This window comes from Nitrincola sp. (assembly GCF_048264025.1).
GTDB lineage: Bacteria > Pseudomonadota > Gammaproteobacteria > Pseudomonadales > Balneatricaceae > Nitrincola.
In genome coordinates, this window is sequence record NZ_JBLXDN010000043.1 from 1 (window position 1) to 21,832 (window position 21,832).

The window sequence follows — 21,832 nt, forward strand, 5'->3', positions numbered from 1 at the left end:
CTGATCCATCTTATGCGTCCTCGATCATGTGCAGTCAGCATTATCCCATGTGGAGGACTTGATCACACCTTCCCTAACACATATGAGCCGCCTCGGAGTCAATAGGTAAAACTGCTCTCCTGGCCGCGTTAGCGGTCAGTCTGTTGTCCATCAGCAAGATAGACTGCTTCATCTGTCATCATGGTTGCCAGGCGATAGCCTGCAACAAACACATATCGGGGCTCTCTTATCTCATGCTCAATGAGCGCCTGCTGATTTCAGCTTCCGTACTGATAGCAGGGACACCAGACATTCATCGGTTAACCTGTTTCTGGCACTATTCAAGGCGTCGGGCATAAAGCCAGTTAGTTTCAGGCTCAGTACAGGTGCAAACCACCTTGCTGATGGTGATGCGCGGCGACAAGGTGTCTAATCAATGCGCACTGGCTACGACAGTGTGCCAGAAGGTGGGTTTTCAGCTTATTACTAGTGGCTACCCAACCTTCATATGAGTATCAGCCAGAGTGGTCCAGTTAGACGTTCAGCTCACCTTGTCCCGCGACTTAACCGGCTAGGAAACGTTTTTCATCGAACACCTTTTGGTTTTTCAGCATGTAGTACACACAGCGTCCAATTTTATGTGCCAGAGCAGAGAGTGCCTTGGCTTTGCTCATGCGCTTTTGTAGTTTCAGCAAGTAGGCTTTTGCTTTGTCGTTACCACGCAGGTACAGCACAGCAATTTCGCCAAAGGCCCACTTCAGATGCGCATTACCAATTTTATTGCCCTGTGTGCCGTAGCTTTTACCCGCTGATTCCGCTTTACACTTTATAAGTCGGCTATACGAAGCAAAATCCTGTACCGTGTTAAAACGACCAATATCACCGACTTCGTACAGGATAGTCAGTGCCAGAATGCGACCAATGCCAGGGAAGCTGGTGAGTATGTGGTAATCTCGACCGTTGTGATGCTTGGCATGCTTTTCAATAAAGCACTCAATTGAGCTGAGTTCATGGCGGTAAAACGCGATGATGTTTAAGTCCAGGTCAATATTGCGTTGCACGAACGCATCATCAAAGCAGTTCCGCATCGCTTCCCGAGCGCAAGGGTATTTTAGATCCAGGTTATTCGGTGGCAAATTGTATTGGCTGGTGGTGTTTTTCACATGCGCTTTTAAATCGGCTCCATGACGAACGATACGGGTACGACGACGGAGTAAGTCACGAGCAGCACGCATCTCGGGTGGATACACATAGGCCAACGGAAAATTGCCACAACGAATAAGATGCGCGATCTTATAGGAGTCAATGCGATCATTTTTGGCTTTGCCACCATGGATCGTGTTGAAAAGTACGTCCTGTACTTTTCCCTTCGGGCCAGCTAAAGCTGTCCAAATTCTTTCCTGAAGAATTTGTCATGTAAAGCGCATGGCCCAGAATAAAGTCGATGCCATGTTGAGCACAGACATCGCTAACCCAGTACCAGCAGTGCATGCATTCAACACCGACAACAATGTTGCCGATATAGGGCGTTAATAAATCCAGTAAGGGTTCTGGTCGTGCTTTGATTTCGCGGTGCAGGATGGTTTCACCGGTGTCATCCAGAATGCACACGTACAAAGACCGTGCATGCAAATCGATTCCACAATGGTACGGATGTTGTGTAGTATAAAAGTTCATTGGGTCTTCTCCTTTTGGCTGCGGGTTATGGGCAGCGTTAGATTTATTGAAGGCAGTAGGAAATGAACAATGCATACCTATGATTTTGCAACCTTGTCTGATTACGACTTTGAGATACTAGTCGCCGACCTTATTCAGGCCGAATATGGTTTCACTCTCGAACATTTTTCCAAGGGGCGAGATTCAGGTATAGATCTCAGATATGCGGGTGTTGAAACTGATCCCGAAATCATCATTCAGTGCAAGCACTACTTACGGTCCGGAAAGAACTTGCTCCTAACCTCGATTCGTGGCGAGGTACCAAAGGTCCAGGCCTTATCTCCCAAGAGGTACATATTGGCTACTAGTGTCAGCATGACACCAGTCCTAAAGGATCGGATCAAGAGCATGCTCGATCCACACTGTGCCTCAACAGGCGACATCCTGGGAACCGAGGACCTAAACAACCTAGTCGGAAAGCATCCAGTAGTCGAGAAGAAGCACTTCAAACTTTGGCTCTCCAGTGTGGAGGTCTTGCAGAAGATTCTGCATGCGGGAATTATTGGTGAGAGCTTGTCAGAGGTTGGACGTTTAAACGAGAGAATTTCGAAATACGTGATTTGCGGGCTCTTTCCAAGGGCAATCGATATTCTAAAAGTATCGAATGTATGTATCGTTTCTGGACCGCCAGGGGTTGGTAAAACAACTTTAGCCGAGATCGTCCTTTCACACTACCTTCGAGAAGGATATGAGTGCATAAAGATCCCAAGAGACATATTGGAGGCGAGGCAACACTTCGTTGCTAGTTCCAAGCAGATCTTTTACTACGATGACTTTCTTGGAAAGACAAATCTTCTAGAAACGATGGGAAAGAATGAAGACGACAGAATAGTTCGGTTTATTCATGACGTACAGAGGTCGCCGAACACCAAATTCATCCTCACAACGAGAGAGTACATACTTCAGCAAGCGCAGAACAATCTCGAGGCCTTCCAGCATTCAAACCTTGCTCTCTACAAGGTTATTCTGGAGATCGGAAGTTATTCGAAATTCGAGCGGGCAAGGATCTTGTACAATCATATCTTCTTCTCGGCACTTCCTTCAGAAATCAAAACTCAAGTAGCTCGCCAGGGAAATTACTCGAAGATTATCGACCATAGGAACTATAGTCCCCGGATCATTGAGTACATGACTGAGATCGGCAACCTAAGCGATTTTGATCGTGAGCACTATCTCGATATTTTCGTGGGAAATCTTGAAAATCCGGAAAAAATTTGGCGGACTGCCTTTCACAAGCACTTGAACTATGGCGCCCGAGAGCTAGTTTTGGTGCTTGCGTCACTAGCGCAACCGATAAACTCCGGTGACCTGAAGGTAGCCTATCTGGAGTTCGCTCAGTTCCGGTCAAGAAAGTATAATCACGAACGGTCACCGTATGACTTCAAGGAATCGCTCAAGGAGCTTGAGGGTACGTTCCTCAAGACGAGCAAAACCCATGATGACCTAATAGTCAGCTATCATAATCCGTCGGTTGATGACTTCATTGATGCACTGCTGAAAGAAAATATTGAAGACATTTCCGACTTGATCGAAACAAGTGTATATGTAGACCAACTACTCAAAATTCTCGAAATATTTACGAAGGTTGAGGTATTTAGCAGTATTGATATCCTAAACCGAATTTTTGAGAGGTTTCGACTGCTTTTGCTTCGAAAAAGAGTTAACATCATTCAATATGCGAGGACATCATCTGGTCAGGAACGATGGACTTACCACAATCCTTCAATAGAATTCCTCATCCTCAGGCTCATTCGGTTGGTTGGTAAAGAGGAGGCCATTCCTTCAGTCTCGATGTTTATTGAAATCATGAATGAATACCAGAAAATCCAAAAAACAAACGGCCTAATTTTGAATATGGTGATTTCGGAAGCCGAAACCGTATGGTCAGGGAATTCCGACCAGATTAAAGTGATTTCTGAGACCCTGTTTGAAAGAATGGCTACATCGTTGACATCCTCGAGAGACCTTGACGACTATCTGGGCATCGGCTTTTTCATTGAGAAGCATCCGGAAATAGCTCGGTCCCGCATCCAGGACATCAAGAAGAACGCAGAAATCTTTCTGAACAATGAACTCGAAACTATTATTAGTGATGGACCGCCATTGGCAGAGGTAGAGGAGCAACTAGACAAGTTTGCTTCGATTTCTGAGAGATTCGAACTTGACCTTGAAGTCGAAATTGATAGAGCTCGAGAGGCAACAAAAGAACCCGATTTCGACGACGACGATATCGACTTTGATCGTGATGGCGAGCCGTCAGGTGAAACGGTTGATGAAGAGATTGAACGGATGTTTAGTTCTCTCGAAGATACAAAAATCTAACATCTAGTTCAACCTGATAATTTCGTACCGAAATTACAGGTTAACTAGGCGTTAGCAGATTTTCAGGTGTTTAAGACTTTAGCCTGGGTTAATTTAGATCTGCCCCCCATAACTCCGGTAATAAATTTTTTGCATCACTAGTATCGTAACTTTGCTCTGCGTTATCGCTTCTGATATATTTTAACTTGTTATTCCTACCATGAAGGAGAGTTTGATGATTGTAGTAATTACCCACCCGGTAAGGGCTGCGGCGTAGCTTAAACTGTTACCTTTTTTGCTTTAACCTGCCTTTGCCCGGTGTTTGTCGACCGGGATCTCTGAAAGTTATTTAATTCGGTTTTTGTAAGCCGTTTACCAGAGTTCCTAACCATTTTTTACTGTGCGTGCAGTGTATTGCTGTGCGTAAAAGGAAATGAGATGAACTTACCCTCAACATTACAGCAACTTGGGTGGCAGGCGTTTTTTCAGCAACAACTTAATCTTCAGGAATTTGAACACAGCGTTATTGCCCGTGTAATAGCGAATCATCGCAGCACCTATGAGCTGGCGACAGAGCAAGGGCTGCGTAGCCTGGCTATTAGTCCTGCACTGCCCCAGATGGTCATTGGTGACTGGCTGCTGCTGGATGAACATGGCCGTTTTGTGCGCTTATTGTCGCGAAAGTCACTGTTTAAACGCAAAGCCGCTGGCAGCCAGCTGGCGGAGCAGTTAATTGCCGCCAATGTCGATACATTGCTGATTGTCTGCTCGTTAAACCATGATTTTAATTTGAGCCGGATAGAGCGTTACCTGGCGTTGGCGCATGACAGCGGGGCAGAGCCGTTGCTGGTACTCACCAAAAAAGACCTATGCCCAGATGCCGAAAAGTTACAGCAAAGGGTGCAGCAGTTAGACCCTATGTTAGTGGTCGAAGCGGTGAATGCACTCGATAGTGATAGCTGTAACGAGCTTCGCCACTGGTACAAAGCCGGTAGCACCCTGGCCGTGGTGGGCTCGTCCGGCGTCGGCAAGTCTACTCTGGTCAATACGCTGACAGGCAACACTGAGCAGAAAACGGCAGCTATCCGTGATGATGACAGCAAAGGCAGGCACACTACCACGGCGCGTTCTATGCATTTTACTGACAATGGCACTGTGCTGATTGATACACCGGGTATGCGTGAACTGCAGCTGACCGAGTGTGACGATGGTATTCGCCGTACCTTTTCTGATATTGACGCGCTGGCTACACAGTGCCGCTTTAGTGATTGCCAGCACAAAGTGGAACCGGGCTGTGCGGTGCGACAGGCAATTGATGACGGTACACTTGATGCACGACGGTTAACTAACTTTCAGAAACTTAATGCTGAACAGGCTAGAAACACGGCATCGCTGCAGGAGCGACGTGCGGGGGAACGACAGTTTAGCAAGATGGTGAAGTCAGTGGTGTCTACCAAGGCGAGGAGAAAATAGAGTAACTTTGATAAAGCCGCCGACAAGCGGCTTTATCAATATAAGTTACCACCCGAGTAGTGGATACCTCCTCGTTACGGTCACAAGGATAGTGTCTACACCAACATCTGCCACTAATCCTTACATCCCATAGCGAAACGCTTTGCCGGCATTCAGCATATCCTGATGCACCGGTTTAAGTGCACGCGCATAGGCGGCCAGTAATTGAATTGTGTATTCACTCCTTGATTGCATGGCTTCATCAAGGCACGGCTGGTTGGCATCAAATAATTTATCGACCTCGCGGAAAACCAGGTGATCTGGCAGAAAGCATACATGGTTGTTTTTGCTGCCGGTTAGACGCAGCTCGCTGATGGGGTAGATGCCGTTGATACTCGCTGACACACTCACCGCCAAGGCTGGTTTATGCGCCAGTTCCGCATCTGTAGTCAGCATGAGAAAGTTTTTTAATGCTGGGGTCGCCATGCCATGCCAATCTGGGGTGATGAAGATGAACGCATCTGCAGCTTGCAGTTCTTTGGCAATTTCACGCCAGGGTTGCCACTCTTCGCTGCCACTCCACACACCTTCATTCCAGAGTGGAAAGTTGAGTTCATGCAGATCGTAGACTTGAACCTGATCAAAATGGGTTTCGGCCAGGTGGTGTAGATATTGTGCCACCAACAGACTTTTCGACTGGGTACGTTGACTGCCAGAAATAACGATAAGCTTCATACTCATTCCTTATTTGCTTTCAAAACAGGGGAAGACGTTAAGCGGCCTGTGTAAGAGGACGCCAACAGAATAGAAATCAAGATGGATAGGGCGCCAGCCAGTTGTAGCCAGGTAAGTGACTGATCCAGAATGAAGTAACCCAACATGACGGCTGACACGCTGCTCAAAAGTCCGAGAAATGACACCGTGATGGTTGGCAATCTCTCAATACCACGGAACCAAAGTGAGTAGGAGATTATGGCTCCCAATATGGCCAAATAGCCGTAGCCCAGGTAGTTCTTCAGGTTCAGATCTTGTGGGAAGCCTTCCATCCACAGCGCGACGGGAAGCAGCATTAATCCGCCCAATAGCAGTTGCCACCCTGTGAAATTTAGTAATGTCATTGCTGGTGGCCGTCCCCAGTGCTTGGTCAGAACAACACCCGACGCCATGCTTACGGCACCACACAAGCCAACAAAAATGCCTTTGGCATCTAAATCCGCCTGATGATTTAGAACCAGTAAGGCAATACCCGTTATCCCTAATAGGCATGCGATCACATGTTTGTAATTAAAATCACTTTTCAGCAGAACATAGCTCAATACCATCACCAGTACTGGCTGCGTCGACATGATTAATGCGGCCATGCCGCCTGGCAGGTAAGTAGCCGCATAGAACAGACAGTAGAAAAAGAAACCAATATTAAGAAACCCCAATGCGGCTAGCCTTCCCCACCATTTGCCGTTGGGCAAGTGTTGAGAAAGTAATACCAGGATGAGACCAGCGGGCAGTGATCTGAGCATGGATGCAATCAAAGGGCTGTTCGCTGGGAGCAGCTCAGTGGTCACTATGTAGGTGCTGCCCCAAACAATGGGGGCAAGGGCTGTAAGCACAAGGGTTGTGAGTGACTGTATGGGTTTCATTACTATCCTGTCCTGGTTTATTACTCTTTAGAAAGTATCTCCACAAAAAGATACTTTCTAAAGAGTAATGGAAAAAATTCTTATGATCAAGTATCTTTTTATTAAGATACTTTTGGGGGTGATGCTATGCAGGATCCAGTCGATCATATTTTGCGACAGTGGCGTGATGCCAGACCTGATCTGGATTGTTCAGCGATGGGCGTTGTCGGCAGGTTAGGGCGAGTGAGCTCAATCTGGCGCAAACAAATCGATACAGCTTTTGATCAGCATGAATTGAGTGGTATTGAGTTTGATATTTTGGCCACCTTACGCCGCAGCCAAGTGCCTTTGACGCCCACGGAGTTGTATCAAACCTTGATGCTGTCTTCCGGTGCGATGAGTACCCGAATTGAAAAACTGGTTCAACGTGGATTTATTGAGCGTGTAGCCAGTGAAGATGATCGCCGTAGTTGTAAAGTCATGCTTACGGAACCCGGTCAACACAAACTGGACGCGGCTCTGCAGGATCATCTTGATAATATGGAGGTGATGCTGGAAGCTCTGAATAAGGATGAAAGGCTGCAATTAGCCAATCTGCTGAAAAAAGTATTGCTTAGCAGTCGTTAACTTTGGTTATTGAACGCAAAGTTCACAAAACTGACAAGATGCACTGAGGGAGGTCCGTAAATTACTCGCTACACTCACTATATACTGATGAGCAATGCGTTATGGAATGACTCGATTGTGCCAGTAGCCCGGTTTTCTAGAATGGTGAGCGAAAGCAACGACCGTAACCACTTTGTTATTCGCAATGGTTACCAGGGAGAAAGGAAATTTTTCAAGAATCAGTCTTTTTGCTCCCAGCTTGGCTGCTTCACCAATTACAGGTACGAGCGGTGGGTTTGGTTTGCCTAGCTCTGGCGCGTGCAATAGCTTCGTCTGCATCTAAAATTTCAGCTTTGCCCAATTTAATTTCATTGATTCTGCGGCAAATTTCAGTGTCCCAGGCCTCTGCTGCACTGATATCAGCTGGGCCATCCAAACTTGCAACCAAATCTCGTGCAAGTTTAGCTCGCTCTCTCTCAGGCAAGGTCATTGCAGCGCTCGTAATGGCTTTAAGTTGCACTGTATTCATTGCTTCATCCAACACTTGCAAAATGGTAATGGTCAAATAGTGCAGTAAAATAAACTCTATATCAAGGCTAAGCACAGCGCCGATCTTGTCATGCACAAGTGTATCTATGAGTCATTTCTATGAATCTGGTTTGACCCAGTCTGACAAGTTGGTGATGACTTCGATGGTAGCGCTACATTCCAGCCAAAAAAAACCCCTCCGAAGAGGGGCAAACAAAGTGCATACAACTCAGGAAGAGTTGAGAGATGGGATGCGATAGGTCGAATCCGTAGGATCCAACGCTTTCGCGTCCTGAAGCTCAGGACAATTTAAAGATAGTCTATTTTTGTGCGCTGCACAATAGGGTAAACACGTATTGTTAGATTTTTTGCTTCTAACGAAAGCGATATTTTGTGCATTGCAGCATAAATCCTTAACCCGGCTGGCGGAAGGGGTGGGCTTTGTAGGTGCCCATCACTCTGACTTCGTTGGCGAAGAAGTTCAGCTCTTGCAGTGCATGCTGCATAGCCAGCTGGTGCGGGTGTCCTTCAACATCCAGGTGAAAGCTGGAGACCTGCATGGTGTCTGATGTCATGTAGCTTTCCAGCTTGACCATGTTGACATTATTGGTAGCGAAACCGCCCAGCGCCTTGTAAAGCGCAGCAGGAATGTTGCGTACGCGAAACATTAAGGTGGTGATGTAGAGCTTGCCGTCTTCAAAGGCGGGCATGCGGCTTTCGCGTGCCAAAATCATGAAACGGGTGGTGTTACCGCTGATGTCCTGGAAGTTGTCATTGAGTATTTCCAGATCATAGAGTTGTGCGGCCAGGCTGGAGGCGATGGCGGCATGACCGGGTTGACGCGAGTCGGCCAGTGCATGGGCTGACCCAGCCGTGTCGAGTGCCGCGATAGGGGAAAGACCCAGTTTTTTAATATTACCATCACACTGGGCCAGTGCCTGGGGGTGGGATGATACGGTGCGCAGGTCTTCCAGTTTGGTGCCGGGCAGGGCCAGCAGGCAGTGGTTAACCGGCTCGAAATGCTCGTCAATAATATGCAGTTGCGTTTTCGGCATCAGCCGATAGATCTCTTCAACACGCCCGGCGGTTGAGTTTTCCAGCGGAATCATCGCTAACCGTGCGTCGCCACGTTCCACCATAAACATGGCTTCGACAAAGGTTTCGCAGGCGTGTGCCCGGAGTTCCGGGTGAACGCGGCAGCAAGCCAGATGAGAATAAGCACCTTCGTGCCCCTGGTAGGCAATCACATCATTGGTCTGAGTCATGAGGGTCCGTCTGTGTCAGTTAACTCGATTTTAGGCTAAATATTATCGCATAGTCTTTCAGTAATCACGATCAGCCTTTGAACTCATCCGCGACAGCGCCTATCATGGCGTTTTTAAGTGCGTTACAGAGGGTTAGAGATTGTCTCAGACAGAATTTGTACCGGGGCAGCGCTGGATCAGCAACACGGAAGCGGATCTTGGGTTGGGTATTGTCGTTGAGTGTTCCAATCGACGGGTTGAAATCAGTTTTCCAGCAGCGGCTGAAGTGCGTACTTACGCCACAGACAACGCGCCCTTATCCCGGGTGTGTTTTGAAGCTGATGAGCAGATATGCAGTGATGAAGATGTGCTGGTTACTGTGCGTGAGCGCATGGAGCACAAGGGCTGTTATCTGTATATGGGAGTGGACAGTGATGGCAATGAGGTGATTTTGCCGGAGCTGCACCTCAACAGTGCGGTGCATTTCAGTAAACCTCAGGAACGCCTGTTTGTCGGGCAGATAGATCGTCATGGTCTGTATAAGTTGCGGGTGGAAACGCGTGATCATCAGTACCGACTGGCGACATCGCCTGCCTATGGTTTGATTGGCACGCGTGTTCAGCTGTTGCCGCATCAGCTATATATTGCCGCTGAACTGGCTTCGCGCACCGCGCCACGCGCCTTGTTGGCCGATGAAGTGGGGCTGGGTAAGACTATTGAAGCGGGCATGATTCTGCATCAGCGCCTGATCAGTGAACGCGCTAAGCGGATTTTGATTCTGTTACCGGATTCGTTATTGCACCAGTGGCTGGTGGAGATGCGGCGGCGCTTTAATCTCACTTTTTCGTTGTTGGATGCGGAGCGTTGTGAAGCGCTGGAAGAATCCGGCCATGACAATCCTTTCGAAACGGCACAACTGGTTATCTCACCGGTCTCTTTGCTGGCACGCAGTGAAACCCGCTTGCAGCAGGCTGAACAGGCCGGTTGGGATATTCTGGTGGTAGATGAGGCTCACCATCTGGGCTGGAGCCGCGAAGTGGTCAGTCATGCCTATCAGTGTGTAGAGCGGGTGGCTCGACGCAGCGACGGCTTGTTGCTGTTGACGGCAACGCCGGAACAGCTGGGACCGGAAGGGCACTTTGCCCGACTGCGACTGCTGGACCCGGAACGCTATCCCGATCTGGATCAGTTTCTGGATGAAGAGCAGCAGTACTTTCACCTGAATCATCTGATCGGCTCGTTACTTGAAGGCGGAGCGGCGTTCCTGAAACAGGACAAGCACACTCAAGTTGAGCTGGCTGAACGTCTGGGCGAAACCGCCATCACGCAATGGCTGGCGTTACCGGCTAAAGAGCAGGATGCGGCAATCGCCTCGCTGATTAACCAGTTAGTCGATCGTCAGGGCACGGGGCGGGTGTTGTTCCGTAATACCCGCCGTACCGTTGCCGGTTTCCCGGCGCGACATTTTCACAGCTACCCGTTGATGGCACCGAATTTATATCAACCTGATGCAGATGCACTGGAACCTTTGTTGCATCCTGAACGACAGTTGGGTGAAAACTGGGTTAGTGAAGATCCGCGGGTGGCCTGGTTGCAGGAGTGGCTTAAGCAGCAGCGCAAAGAAAAAGTACTGGTGATCTGTGCACATGCTGACACCGCGATTGCCCTGGATGAATACCTGAGTTTACGGGTCGGTGTGCGCTCAACAGTGTTCCATGAGGGCATGAGCCTGATCAACCGTGATCGTAGTGCCGCGTATTTTGCTGATGAAGAACTCGGCGCGCAGGTGCTGATCAGTTCTGAAATCGGCAGTGAAGGGCGTAACTTCCAGTTTTGTCATCATCTGGTGCTGTTTGATCTGCCGCTGAGCCCGGATCTGTTGGAGCAGCGTATAGGTCGTCTGGACCGTATCGGCCAGACCGAGGCGGTGCAGATTCACCTGCCTTACTACCGTCACACCCCCACCGAGGTGTTGATGCAGTGGTATCACCAGGGGCTGAATGCCTTTGAGCGGGTGTGTGCCACAGGTGATGCCCTCTACCACCGTTTCGCTCAACCGTTGCGTGATGTGATGCAGCGTACGGATGATCAGGACGCCTTCGACACTCTGCTTGAAGATACCCGCGAGGCGCGTGAAGAGCTGGAGCTGACCCTGTCCGAAGGGCGTGATCGCTTGCTGGAAATGAGCAGCTTTAATGCCGAACGTGCCGAGCTGTTGCTTGAGGCGATGCAGGACGAAGACGATGTCAGCCGCATACAGACCTATGCTGAGCGGCTGTTTGATCGTTTTGGCATCACTTTACAGCCCCACGGCCGTCATGGTCTGGTGCTGCATCCAGGTGAGCATATGCTGTGCCACCTGTCAGAGCTGCCGGAAGATGGCATGACGCTGACGTTCAGCCGTGATGAAGCCCTGCTGCGTGAAGATATTGAGTTCATGAGCTGGGAACATCCGCTGATGCTGGAGCTGATGGATCTGCTGACCCGCAATGAAACCGGCAATAACGCCATTTGTATGCTGAAACTGCCTGCACTGCCTGCGGGTACGCTGTTGGTTGAAACCATCTATGAGCTGAATCTGGCCGTACCTAAAGCGCTGCAGTTGGCGCGTTACCTGCCGGGTGGCTATCTGCGTTTGCTGATTGATCCAGAGGGGCGGGATCTGGCGGAGGCGCTGGCACATCAGCCACTCAATCAGTTAGCCAAGCCGCTGAAGTTGTCCACTTCGCAGAATATGGTGCGGATGGTGCGGGATAATATCACCAGTCAGTTGAAGCAGGCGCAACAGCAGGCCGATGCACGGCTTCCGGCGCTACGTGATACAGCGCTCAATACACTGACCAAGGCGCGAAATGAAGCCTATCAACGGCTAGAGGCTCTGGCGAAGGTGAATCCGGCTATTGATCAGGCGGAACTGGACAGGCATCAAGCTGATACCCAGTTGATGCAGGAGGCATTGCAAAGTGCCCAACTGCGACTGGATGCGCTGCGGGTCATCGTAGTATCTGAGTAGACCGTCATTTAAAGGGGTCCCTAAAAGGGGTCAGTACCCTTTTCCGCAAACGAATGTCCAACCAGCGAGGCCGGTAACGGAAAAGGGTACTGACCCCTTTAATTCGGCCTCGCTGGTGGGAAAAGGGACTGACCCCTTTTAGGACTGTTTAGTCGAGTGACTTCATTGCGTCGTAAACAACGTGCGTGTAAGCCCCTTCGGGTACTTTGGAAATGACCGGTGAGGAGTCACTGCTGAGCAGTACTTCAACAGTACGGTCAAAGGCCGCTGGGTCAAGGTAACCTATCCCTTCTTCACTGCTGCTGAGCAGTTTGGCGACTTCGGTCATCATCCGCACCTGATGGGCTTCAGTCTGAGCGCCTGAGTCGTCATTTTCCAGTACGATCATTGCGGCGGCTTCCGGATTCTCTCTAGCCCATTCCCATCCTTCTACCGTGGCTTTCAGGAAACGCGCCAGGGCATCTACCTTGGTTGGGTCTTCCAGAGTGCTTTCCATCACATACAAGCCATCTTCCAGAGTTGCCACGCCACCATCTTCATAAGGGAAGAGGGTCAGGAATTCCGGTGTCAGGCCACCATCAAGTACCTGGCCGTATTCGTTGTAGGTCATGGTGGACACACAGTCAGCCTGGCCATTGAACAGTGGGTCAACATTGAAGCCCTGACGCAGTACGGTAACCCCTGTGTCGCCACCGGTGGTTTCATAGCCGAGTTGTGACATCCAGCTCAGGAAAGGGTATTCGTTGCCAGAGAACCACACCCCCAGGGTTTTACCGGGAAAGTCTTCCGGCGTTTCAATACCGCTGGATTTAAGGCAGGTCAGCATCATCCCGGAGCGCTCATAGATCTGAGCGATGTTGACCAGTGCCAGGCCGCGTTCACGGGTTGCCAAAGCAGAAGGCAGCCAGTCGACGACGACATCGGCGCCACCACCAGCCAGTACTTGTGCCGGAGCGATATCCGGACCACCGGGTTTAATGGTCAGGTCGATACCGGCCTGTTGATAAAAGCCCTGATCCAGTGCCGCATAGTAACCGGCAAACTGCGCCTGGGTGACCCACTTCAGTTGCAACGTCAGCTTGTCATTGGCCTGAGCGGAAAAAGTGGCCGCCATCAAGGCGATACCGGCAGCGGTTGTGATGATATTTTTTTTCATTGTCGTGCCTCATTTGACTAGGTTTACATAAACGTTTAGATAAAACTAACGTCCGCTTCTCACGGACGGATGCCAGAAAGTGACGCGTCGCTCCAATAGCGCCAGGACGCCATAACTCAGTGATCCTGCCAGGGCGGCCACAAAAATGGTGGCCCAGACCATATCCATGTTCATCCGGCCCACTTCGGCGGAGATGCGAAAACCCATGCCGACAATCGGGGTGCCGAAAAACTCGGCGACGATCGCACCGATCAGTGCCAGGGTTGAATTCAGTTTCAGCGCGTTAAATATGAATGGCATGGCTTGGGGTAGCTGGTTTTTGAAGAAGATCTGCCCTTTACCGGCGGCATAGGTGTGCATCAGGTCGGCATGCAATGGATCGACTGAGCGCAAACCGGCCAAGGTATTGATCAGCATGGGGAAGAAGGTCATGATCACCACAACAGCCGCTTTGGATTGCCAGTCAAAGCCAAACCACATCACCATGATCGGGGCTATACCGATGATCGGGATGGAGGCCATAAAATTGCCCAGTGGCAGCAGGCCTTTTTGCAGGAAGGCATTGCGAACCACCAGCTTGGCGGTGATGAACCCCAGCCCACAACCCATTACATAACCAGCCACCACAGCCTTCAGATAGGTCTGCTGAAAGTCGGCCCACAGCAGTGGCAGGTTGTTGCCCAGGGTGATAAACACCTGTGTGGGTGCAGGCATCAACACCAGGGGCACATCAAATCCACGGACGATGGCTTCCCAGACCAGCAGGATCATCAGGCCGAACAGCGCTGGAACCGCCAGTTTGCAGGGTTTTGCCCACTGACTTTTACCATCGGCTATCTGCGTCATGCGGCTCATCAGATAGCCTGCAGCAAACAGCGACAGCATTAGCAGTGGTAACAGGAAGGTGCCCTGATAGAAACCCTTGGGCAGGAACAGCGCAATGCCGCTTTGTAGCAGTAACAGTGCAATCGCCAGCAAGGTCAGCAGTGTTTTCATCAGGATATGCCTCGTCTGAGCAGAATAAAGCGTTCAGCCAGTCCAACCAGGGTGATGAGTACCCAGCCGAGCAGGGCGGACATCACCAGCGCTGACCAGATCTGTACTGTCTGACCGTAATAGGAACCGCTCAGCAACCGTGCTCCGAGCCCACCCTGAGCCCCGGTGGGCAGTTCTGCGACGATGGCACCAACCAGAGCCGCGGCAATGCCTATCTTCAGGCTGGCGAACAGGTAAGGCTGTGCAGAAAACCAGCGCAGTTTCCAGAACATCTGCTGGGTGCTGGCGTTATAGGTGATCATCAGTTCGGTATGCAGTTTGTCTGCTGAACGCAGCCCTTTAACCATGCCGATAACCACCGGAAAAAATGACAGGTACATGGAAATGATGGCTTTGGGTAGTATGCCGGTCAGGTTCATGGAACCCAGCACCACCACCACGATGGGCGCTATCGCCAGAATGGGGACTGTCTGCGAGGCGATAACCCAGGGCATCAGGCTGGTATCCAGGGTGCGGTTGTGTACGATGCCGATGGCGATGATGATGCCCAACAGCGAACCGAGTATAAAGCCCAGCAGGGTCGAGTTCAGGGTGATCTGGGTGTGGTAAAGCAGTGAGCGCTTAGAGGTGATGGCATTGTTAAAAATACTGTCGTACAGCTCATAGGCCACCTGATGCGGTACCGGCAGTGGCGGGCGCTGTATGCCATAAGCGCCCTCAAAAATCTGCGTGTAAGTCCAGCTCTGACCGGTACGTTCAAGCATATTGATCATCTGGTTGCCGTTCATCAGCAGGGCGGCGATATACCAGATAATAATAATGCCGACCACCAGCACCAGTACTGCGAACCACTGCTTGTGTGTGAGTTGCTTTAGCGTCGTCATAGCTCGGCTGCCTCAATCGATCTGATGATCAGTGGCCAATGCCTGACGTATCTCGGCGGCCAGCGCAGTGAAAGCTTGGGTATCCCGCAGCGCCAGGGTCTTGTCACGCGGCAGTGGACTTTTAATCACCTTGACGATGCGTCCGGGTCGGGGAGACATCACCACAATATGGGTTGATAGCAACACCGCTTCGGGAATAGAGTGGGTGACAAATACCACCGTCTTACCGGTCGCTTTCCAGATCTTCAGCAGCTCCATATTCAGATGGTCACGGGTGATCTCGTCCAGGGCACCAAAGGGTTCATCCATCAGCAGTAGTTCCGGTTCCAGACACAAGGCCCGGGCGATGGAAGCGCGCTGCTGCATACCGCCAGACAGTTGCCAGGGGAACTTGTGTTTGAAGTCCTGCAGGCCGACCATGCCAAGGTACTTGTCGATCTGTGCGTTGCGATGGGTTTTGGGCTGAGCGGATATCTCCATCGGCAGGGCACAGTTACTGGCGATGCTGCGCCAGGGGAACAGTGCCGGGGCCTGAAACACATAGCCGTACAGGCGGTTCAGGCGGGCATCCTCTGGTGAGGTGCCGCCGACCTGTATCTGTCCACCCGTGGGTTGTTCCAGGTCGGCAATCACTCGCAGCAAGGTGGTTTTGCCGCAACCGGACGGACCGATAAAGGAGACAAAGTCACCTTCGTGGATATTTAGGTCGATATCAGACAGCGCATGCACCGGGCCATCATTGGTTTCAAAAACCAAAGATAGATTATCAATAGCAATCATCTGCCGGTGGCTTCTGGGTTCGCTGCTTAGCTCAGTAAGGGGTTCTACAGCCTGCATAACGGGTTTCCTTTTAGCGGTCTACGGCCTGAGGTTTATGTTCGGCGTTATACTTCTCCACGGCTGCAAACACGCTGGGAAAGGCGGGGCGCTTGATATAACGTCCGGCCCCTTTTTCCGCCATCAGCTTGCCGTTCTTGAACACCACCCGACCCTGACTGAGGGTGTGGGTCGGCGCACCGGTAACTGTGCGGCCTTCAAAAATATTGAAATCAATATTCTGATGGTGGGTTTTGGCAGACAGGGTGTGCTGTTTGTCAGGGTCCCAGACGACAATGTCAGCATCGGAGCCCACGGCGATATGGCCTTTCTGCGGATAGAGATTGAAAATCTGGGCACTGTTGGTAGAGGTGACGGCGACAAATTCGTTAAGGGTCAAGCGCCCTTTATTGACCCCGGAATCCCACAGCACCATCATGCGGTCTTCAACCCCGGCGGTGCCGTTGGGGATTTTAGAAAAGTCATCTTTGCCAGCGGCTTTCTGATCGGCACAGAAACAACAGTGATCGGTTGCGGTGGTTTGCAAGGTGCCTCCCTGTAAGGCTTTCCAGAGTACTTCCTGATGTTCCTTGGGGCGGAACGGTGGGCTCATGACATGAGCAGCGGCAAATGCCCAATCGGGGTTTCTGTAGACGCTATCATCCAGTTCCAGGTGACCTGCCAGGCATTCACCATAGACCCGCTGGCCTTCATTACGGGCACGGGCGATTTCATCCACGGCTTCCTTGCAGGAAACATGTACCAGATAAAGTGGCACGCCGAGTGACTGGGCGATGCGTATGGCACGGTTAGCCGCTTCACCCTCAACCTGCGACGGTCGCGACAGCGGATGGGCTTCAGGACCGGTCAGCCCGGCGGCCAGCAGTTTTTGCTGCAGGTGATAAACCAGTTCACCATTTTCAGCGTGTACTGTCGGCATGGCACCCAATTCAAGGCAGCGGTTGAAACTGTTTACCAGGGTTTCATCCGTGGCCATGATGGCGTTTTTGTAGGCCATGAAATGCTTGAAGGAGTTAACCCCTTCTTCGTTCACCAGTTTACCCATATCCTCATAAACGGAATCATCCCACCAGGTCACGGCGACGTGAAACGAATAGTCAGCGGCGGATTTTTCGGCCCACTCTCGCCAGGTGTGATAGGCCTCCATCAGTGGCTGCTGTGGTGAGGGAATAACAAAGTCGATGATCATGGTGGTGCCACCGGCAAGCCCTGCAGCGGTGCCTGTGTAGAAGTCTTCACTGGCGACTGTGCCCATGAAAGGCAGTTGCATATGGGTATGTGGGTCTATACCGCCGGGCATAACATACTGGCCTTTGGCATCAACCACTTCCGTTCCCTCTGGAACGCTCAGTGCCTGCCCAATCGCCTGAATTTTGCCATCTTCACAATACACATCGGCTAGCTGGCTCTGATCCGCATTGACGACCAGACCTCCTTTGATCAGTACTCCCATCTCGACACTCCTTAAAAATATGCGTGCTTAAGTTGTTCGCAATCACTGTCAGGACTTCAATGCAATTATCTGACCATTTGGACAGGAGGTTGGAATTATTTGTTTTAATTCATTGTTAATAATAGGGTTTTATTTTTTGTTATCGAAGTGGATGGATAGTGCTGCGCACTGACTGGTTTTTGTTCTGCACAATCACAGGGCTAAGTGAGCTAAAAAAGTGCATTTTTACATCGCGTGTATAAAAGCTTTGGTGCAGCAAGAGCCTTACAACTGCCAGGATTTGTGAATTTATTTTTATAAAACATTATGTTAGGTAAATAATTCCAAACTTCCTGTCCTTATGGTCAAAACTTTGCATGGTGCTGCGGAAAACAACCTGTCCGGATGGCTTGCTGTCCAGGATGGATATTGACGATACACGTCGTGATAACAGCTAGAAGGGTGTGATGATGAAACCACTGAAAGTTAACAAAGCGCGTTTATGGGACAGTCTGATGGAGATGGCCAAGATTGGTGCAACGGAGAAAGGCGGCTGCTGCCGACTGGCTCTGACCGATCTGGATAGACAGGCACGCGATCTATATATTCAATGGGCAAAAGAAGCCGGTTGCAGCATCCGCATTGATGCCGTAGGCAATATTATGGCGACTCGTCCGGGTGAGGATATGAGCCTGGCACCAGTAGGCACTGGCAGCCATCTGGATACTCAGCCGACCGGTGGTAAGTTTGATGGTGTATTTGGTGTGCTGTCTGGCTTGGAGGTTGTTCGTAGCCTGAATGACCACGGCATCAAGACCCGTCATCCAGTCGAAATTTCAGTCTGGACCAATGAAGAAGGCTCACGCTTTGCGCCAGCGATGATGGGCTCGGGTGTGGTATCCGGGCGTTTTACCCTGCAGGAAATACTGGATAAAACCGACGTCGATGGTATCCGCCTGGGTGATGAATTGGAGCGAATCGGCTATGCCGGTGATACGCCGGTAACCGGGCGTGAGTACCATGCCTTCTTTGAAACTCATATTGAGCAGGGCCCATATCTGGAAGCCGAAGACAAGGTGATCGGTGTGGTGACTGGCGGGCAAGGGCAGCGCTGGTATGATGTTGAACTGACCGGGCAGGAATCCCATGCTGGTACTACGCCCATGCACCTGCGTACCGATGCCTTAACCTGTGCATCTTCTTTGATACTGGCGGTTCAGGCCATTGCGCAGCAGCATAAACCCGGTTGTGGCACAGTAGGTTTTATGCAGGTGATGCCCAATTCGCGCAACACTATTCCCGGGAAGATTAATCTGAGTGTCGATCTACGTCATCCGGATGATGCGCAACTCAGTGCGATGGATGCTGAACTGATTAAGACCGTTGAGCGTTTGGTGGCGGAGACTGGTGTGCAGATTCATCTCAAACCTATCTGGTACTACGCGCCGATTCCGTTTGATAAAAACTGCATCGAAGCGGTACGGGGCTCAGCCGCAGATCTGGGCTACAGCCATATGGATATCATTGCCGGTGCCGGTCATGACGCCTGTTATGTATCTGACTTTGCGCCAACCAGCATGGTGTTTACCCCCTGTTTGAATGGCATCAGTCACAATGAGATCGAATCCACAACACCTGAAGAGTGCGAAGCGGGTTGCTCGGTATTACTGAATGCCATGCTGCGTATGGCTGAGGTGGTGTCGGCTGACACGGACCTGGAAGAGGAAACGCTGGTGTTGCATCGGGTGGGTGAGCTGTAAAGGCTCATTCACACCTGATTGATGCCACAGCCCTTCAACACCATACGGATAATCAGGTCTGCGCCCTCGTTGTAGTCCTGATCATCCAGTTCCGTTTTACCTAACAAGATGCTGCTCTGCACCTGGAAGTCGGCATAAGCCTGGGTGGTTGACCAGAGCATAAACATCAGGTGTTCCGGGCTCACCGGGTCCATCCATTTCTTCAATATCCACTGACGAAACACCTGGCAGGTTGTCTGGAACTGATCCTTCAGATCGGTTTCCAGCTGCTCTTTCAGGTAAGGCGCGCCATGCAGCACTTCGGCGGCAAAAATGCGTGAGGCATAGGGGTGTTCTTTGGATTGGCGTATTTTCTTGACGATATAACTGCGCAGCGCATCTCGTGGGTGCTGATCTTCGGTCATATCATTCATGCTCAGCATCCAGATTGACAGAATATTGCTCAGCACCCGCTTATACAGCGCTTCTTTGGTGTGAAAGTAATACAGTACATTGGCCTTCGGCAGGCCCGCTTCCTTGGCGATGGCTTGAATGGTGGTGCCGTTGTAGCCGTTGTTACTGAACAGGCATTCGGCCACCTTCAGAATATGATCAGAGTTGTCCTTGCGGATTCTCGCCAGACTGCGTCTTACGGGTTTGCTGCTGGATCGCTTTTTTTCGCTCATATTCGGACTGAATTCACTGCAAGCTGCACCATGCCTGGCACAAAAATAGGGTGTGATGCCTGAAAAGAGTGCAGAAAAAATCATTCTGTAGCAAGCGCCAAGGTAAAAAATTGTCAAATAAGCCGCTGTTATTACCCTCGTACAGGGTGGTTAATGCTATTAAAATCAATAAATTGTCTGGTTAATTAAAAATCTTCTGACCATTTGGTCAGAAGATGGCACAGAGTCTGCATTCCATAGAGCCATAACAACGATGAACCTGACTGTGTTTGTGAAAACCGGAGAACCTGACAATGAGCCTTCAACCGCCGGTGACCAAGATGTCACCCCCACAGGATATTGACCAGTATTTTACTGATATCCATCCACCGCTGACCGACAGGCAGGCTCTGCTGGAAAGTGCCCGCTGTCTGTACTGCTTTGATGCACCTTGCATCAAAGCCTGTCCGAGTGACATCAATATTCCCAGCTTTATTCAGCAGATCCATTCCGACAATCTGCAAGGAGCGGCCCAGACCATCTACAGCAGCAACATCCTTGGTGGCAGTTGTGCCAGGGTGTGTCCGACCGAGATCCTCTGTGAGCAGGCCTGTGTACGTAACAAGGAAGCCGAGTGTGCGCCAGTGTTGATCGGTTTGCTGCAGCGTCATGCCACCGATCAGGCTGTGTTTGATGGCCATCCGTTTACCCGTGCAGCCGCTACCGGCAAGCGGGTGGCGGTGGTTGGCGCCGGGCCTGCCGGTCTGAGTTGTGCCCACCGTTTGGCGATGAAAGGGCATCAGGTAGAGATCTTTGAAGCCAGCGAAAAGCCCGGCGGTCTGAATGAATACGGTATTGCCCGCTACAAAATGACCGAGGCCTTTGCGGCACGTGAAGTCGAGTTTGTACTGGGCATTGGCGGGATCACCCTGCACACCCATAAAGCGCTGGGGCGAGATGTTAGTCTGGCAGAATTGCAGTCCGGCTTTGATGCCGTATTTCTGGGCTTCGGTCTGCAGGGTACCCGCAAACTGCTGCTGGAACATGAATCAGCCAAAGGGGTAGAGGATGCGGTGGATTACATTCGTGTGCTGCGCCAGGCCTCCGATCTGAGCCAGATCCCTGTACCTCAAAGTGCGGTGGTGATCGGTGCGGGCAATACCGCCGTCGATATCGCCTGTCAGTTGCGTCGGCTGGGATGTGAAGAGGTCACCCTGGCGTATCGTCGGGGTGAGGAAAGCATGAGCGCGACAGGGCATGAACAGCAGATTGCCCGCGATCATCAGGTGCGCATTCGCACCTGGAGCCGCCCTGAGGTATTGCTGCTCAATGATCAGGGAGAGCTGCAAGGGCTGCAACTGCGCCGTACCCGACTCGAAGCGGGTGAGCTGGTGGATACAGACCAGGCGTTTACCCTGCCGTGTGATGCGCTGTTCAAGGCTGTCGGCCAGACGCTGGTACTGCCGGAGCCGGACATGCAGGAACAGCTTAAGATCGAGGGTGGCAAACTCTGGGTCGATGCACAGTTTCGCACGCCATTAGACAAGGTGTTTGCCGGGGGTGATTGTACCTCTGTCGGTCAGGACCTGACTGTTGAGGCCGTCCAGCAGGGTAAGCTGGCCGCCGAATCCATCCATCAACTGCTGATGCCTGTTCAGGCCTAATCCG

General features: G+C 50.9%; 16 protein-coding genes and 1 pseudogene. 6 read left to right on the forward strand and 11 right to left on the reverse strand.

Annotated elements, in window-relative coordinates; translation table 11 throughout:
* Window positions 1-542 precede the first annotated feature (542 nt).
* Window positions 543-1,656, reverse strand: a pseudogene (locus ACN0R1_RS18690) (IS110 family transposase).
* Between the two features lie 69 nt (window positions 1,657-1,725).
* Between ACN0R1_RS18690 and ACN0R1_RS18695 the strand changes: the two are divergent.
* Together ACN0R1_RS18695 and rsgA are read left to right on the forward strand one after the other, a co-directional pair.
* Window positions 1,726-4,017 (forward strand): restriction endonuclease, encoded by a 2,292-nt coding sequence (locus ACN0R1_RS18695; protein ID WP_417585617.1) that lies wholly within the window; start codon window positions 1,726-1,728, stop codon window positions 4,015-4,017.
* A gap of 417 nt (window positions 4,018-4,434) precedes the next feature.
* Window positions 4,435-5,469, forward strand: coding sequence for a ribosome small subunit-dependent GTPase A (gene rsgA, locus ACN0R1_RS18700; RefSeq protein ID WP_417585619.1), 1,035 nt, complete (start codon window positions 4,435-4,437; stop codon window positions 5,467-5,469).
* A gap of 120 nt (window positions 5,470-5,589) precedes the next feature.
* Here the strand turns inward: rsgA and ACN0R1_RS18705 are convergent, their stop codons facing one another.
* Both ACN0R1_RS18705 and ACN0R1_RS18710 read right to left on the reverse strand, forming a co-directional pair.
* Window positions 5,590-6,183, reverse strand: coding sequence for an NADPH-dependent FMN reductase (locus ACN0R1_RS18705; RefSeq protein WP_417585621.1), 594 nt, complete (start codon window positions 6,181-6,183; stop codon window positions 5,590-5,592).
* A gap of 2 nt (window positions 6,184-6,185) precedes the next feature.
* The gene (locus tag ACN0R1_RS18710; RefSeq protein WP_417585623.1) at window positions 6,186-7,085 is read right to left on the reverse strand and encodes an EamA family transporter; all 900 of its coding nucleotides are present in this window, start codon (window positions 7,083-7,085) and stop codon (window positions 6,186-6,188) included.
* A 126-nt stretch (window positions 7,086-7,211) separates the two neighbouring features.
* Between ACN0R1_RS18710 and ACN0R1_RS18715 the strand changes: the two genes are divergently transcribed.
* Complete coding sequence (locus ACN0R1_RS18715) at window positions 7,212-7,691, forward strand: MarR family winged helix-turn-helix transcriptional regulator (RefSeq protein WP_417585625.1); 480 nt, start codon at window positions 7,212-7,214, stop codon at window positions 7,689-7,691.
* 247 nt (window positions 7,692-7,938) lie between these two features.
* Here the strand turns inward: ACN0R1_RS18715 and ACN0R1_RS18720 are convergent, their stop codons facing one another.
* Both ACN0R1_RS18720 and ACN0R1_RS18725 read right to left on the reverse strand, forming a co-directional pair.
* Entirely contained in the window at window positions 7,939-8,295 is a 357-nt protein-coding gene (locus ACN0R1_RS18720) for an addiction module protein (RefSeq protein ID WP_417585627.1), read from the reverse strand.
* Between the two features lie 316 nt (window positions 8,296-8,611).
* A complete protein-coding gene (locus ACN0R1_RS18725; protein WP_417585629.1) occupies window positions 8,612-9,463 on the reverse strand; it encodes a prephenate dehydratase in 852 nt (283 codons plus the stop codon).
* 139 nt (window positions 9,464-9,602) lie between these two features.
* Between ACN0R1_RS18725 and rapA the strand changes: the two genes are divergently transcribed.
* The gene (gene rapA, locus ACN0R1_RS18730) at window positions 9,603-12,455 is read left to right on the forward strand and encodes an RNA polymerase-associated protein RapA (protein ID WP_417585631.1); all 2,853 of its coding nucleotides are present in this window, start codon (window positions 9,603-9,605) and stop codon (window positions 12,453-12,455) included.
* 148 nt (window positions 12,456-12,603) lie between these two features.
* Here the strand turns inward: rapA and ACN0R1_RS18735 are convergent, their stop codons facing one another.
* From ACN0R1_RS18735 to hydA, 5 genes are read right to left on the reverse strand one after another with little or no spacing between them, the layout of a single operon-like run.
* On the reverse strand, window positions 12,604-13,611 hold the full coding sequence (locus ACN0R1_RS18735) for an ABC transporter substrate-binding protein (protein ID WP_417585633.1): 1,008 nt from the start codon (window positions 13,609-13,611) through the stop codon (window positions 12,604-12,606).
* Between the two features lie 45 nt (window positions 13,612-13,656).
* On the reverse strand, window positions 13,657-14,607 hold the full coding sequence (locus tag ACN0R1_RS18740) for an ABC transporter permease (protein ID WP_417585635.1): 951 nt from the start codon (window positions 14,605-14,607) through the stop codon (window positions 13,657-13,659).
* Window positions 14,607-15,491 (reverse strand): ABC transporter permease, encoded by an 885-nt coding sequence (locus ACN0R1_RS18745; protein ID WP_417585637.1) that lies wholly within the window; start codon window positions 15,489-15,491, stop codon window positions 14,607-14,609. The genes ACN0R1_RS18740 and ACN0R1_RS18745 overlap by 1 nt, the downstream gene beginning before the upstream one ends.
* Before the next feature lie 12 nt (window positions 15,492-15,503).
* A complete protein-coding gene (locus ACN0R1_RS18750; RefSeq protein ID WP_417585639.1) occupies window positions 15,504-16,328 on the reverse strand; it encodes an ABC transporter ATP-binding protein in 825 nt (274 codons plus the stop codon).
* Window positions 16,329-16,341: 13 nt separating this feature from the next.
* Window positions 16,342-17,781 (reverse strand): dihydropyrimidinase, encoded by a 1,440-nt coding sequence (gene hydA, locus ACN0R1_RS18755; RefSeq protein WP_417585641.1) that lies wholly within the window; start codon window positions 17,779-17,781, stop codon window positions 16,342-16,344.
* 449 nt (window positions 17,782-18,230) lie between these two features.
* Between hydA and ACN0R1_RS18760 the strand changes: the two genes are divergently transcribed.
* Window positions 18,231-19,520: a Zn-dependent hydrolase gene (locus ACN0R1_RS18760; RefSeq protein ID WP_417585643.1), complete on the forward strand. Its 1,290-nt coding sequence runs from the start codon at window positions 18,231-18,233 to the stop codon at window positions 19,518-19,520.
* Between the two features lie 8 nt (window positions 19,521-19,528).
* Here ACN0R1_RS18760 and ACN0R1_RS18765 read toward each other — a convergent pair whose 3' ends face one another.
* On the reverse strand, window positions 19,529-20,185 hold the full coding sequence (locus ACN0R1_RS18765) for a TetR/AcrR family transcriptional regulator (protein WP_417585645.1): 657 nt from the start codon (window positions 20,183-20,185) through the stop codon (window positions 19,529-19,531).
* A gap of 293 nt (window positions 20,186-20,478) precedes the next feature.
* Here ACN0R1_RS18765 and ACN0R1_RS18770 point away from each other — a divergent pair, with 293 nt between their 5' ends.
* On the forward strand, window positions 20,479-21,828 hold the full coding sequence (locus ACN0R1_RS18770) for an NAD(P)-dependent oxidoreductase (RefSeq protein WP_417585647.1): 1,350 nt from the start codon (window positions 20,479-20,481) through the stop codon (window positions 21,826-21,828).
* Window positions 21,829-21,832 lie beyond the last annotated feature (4 nt).

Coding starts and splice junctions, on each gene's coding strand:
- ACN0R1_RS18695 (WP_417585617.1), top strand. CDS start 1,726: ATGCATACCTATGATTTTGCAACCTTGTCTGATTACGACTTTGAGATA.
- rsgA (WP_417585619.1), top strand. CDS start 4,435: ATGAACTTACCCTCAACATTACAGCAACTTGGGTGGCAGGCGTTTTTT.
- ACN0R1_RS18705 (WP_417585621.1), bottom strand. CDS start 6,183: ATGAAGCTTATCGTTATTTCTGGCAGTCAACGTACCCAGTCGAAAAGT.
- ACN0R1_RS18710 (WP_417585623.1), bottom strand. CDS start 7,085: ATGAAACCCATACAGTCACTCACAACCCTTGTGCTTACAGCCCTTGCC.
- ACN0R1_RS18715 (WP_417585625.1), top strand. CDS start 7,212: ATGCAGGATCCAGTCGATCATATTTTGCGACAGTGGCGTGATGCCAGA.
- ACN0R1_RS18725 (WP_417585629.1), bottom strand. CDS start 9,463: ATGACTCAGACCAATGATGTGATTGCCTACCAGGGGCACGAAGGTGCT.
- ACN0R1_RS18735 (WP_417585633.1), bottom strand. CDS start 13,611: ATGAAAAAAAATATCATCACAACCGCTGCCGGTATCGCCTTGATGGCG.
- ACN0R1_RS18740 (WP_417585635.1), bottom strand. CDS start 14,607: ATGAAAACACTGCTGACCTTGCTGGCGATTGCACTGTTACTGCTACAA.
- ACN0R1_RS18745 (WP_417585637.1), bottom strand. CDS start 15,491: ATGACGACGCTAAAGCAACTCACACACAAGCAGTGGTTCGCAGTACTG.
- ACN0R1_RS18750 (WP_417585639.1), bottom strand. CDS start 16,328: ATGCAGGCTGTAGAACCCCTTACTGAGCTAAGCAGCGAACCCAGAAGC.
- hydA (WP_417585641.1), bottom strand. CDS start 17,781: ATGGGAGTACTGATCAAAGGAGGTCTGGTCGTCAATGCGGATCAGAGC.
- ACN0R1_RS18760 (WP_417585643.1), top strand. CDS start 18,231: ATGAAACCACTGAAAGTTAACAAAGCGCGTTTATGGGACAGTCTGATG.
- ACN0R1_RS18765 (WP_417585645.1), bottom strand. CDS start 20,185: ATGAGCGAAAAAAAGCGATCCAGCAGCAAACCCGTAAGACGCAGTCTG.
- ACN0R1_RS18770 (WP_417585647.1), top strand. CDS start 20,479: ATGAGCCTTCAACCGCCGGTGACCAAGATGTCACCCCCACAGGATATT.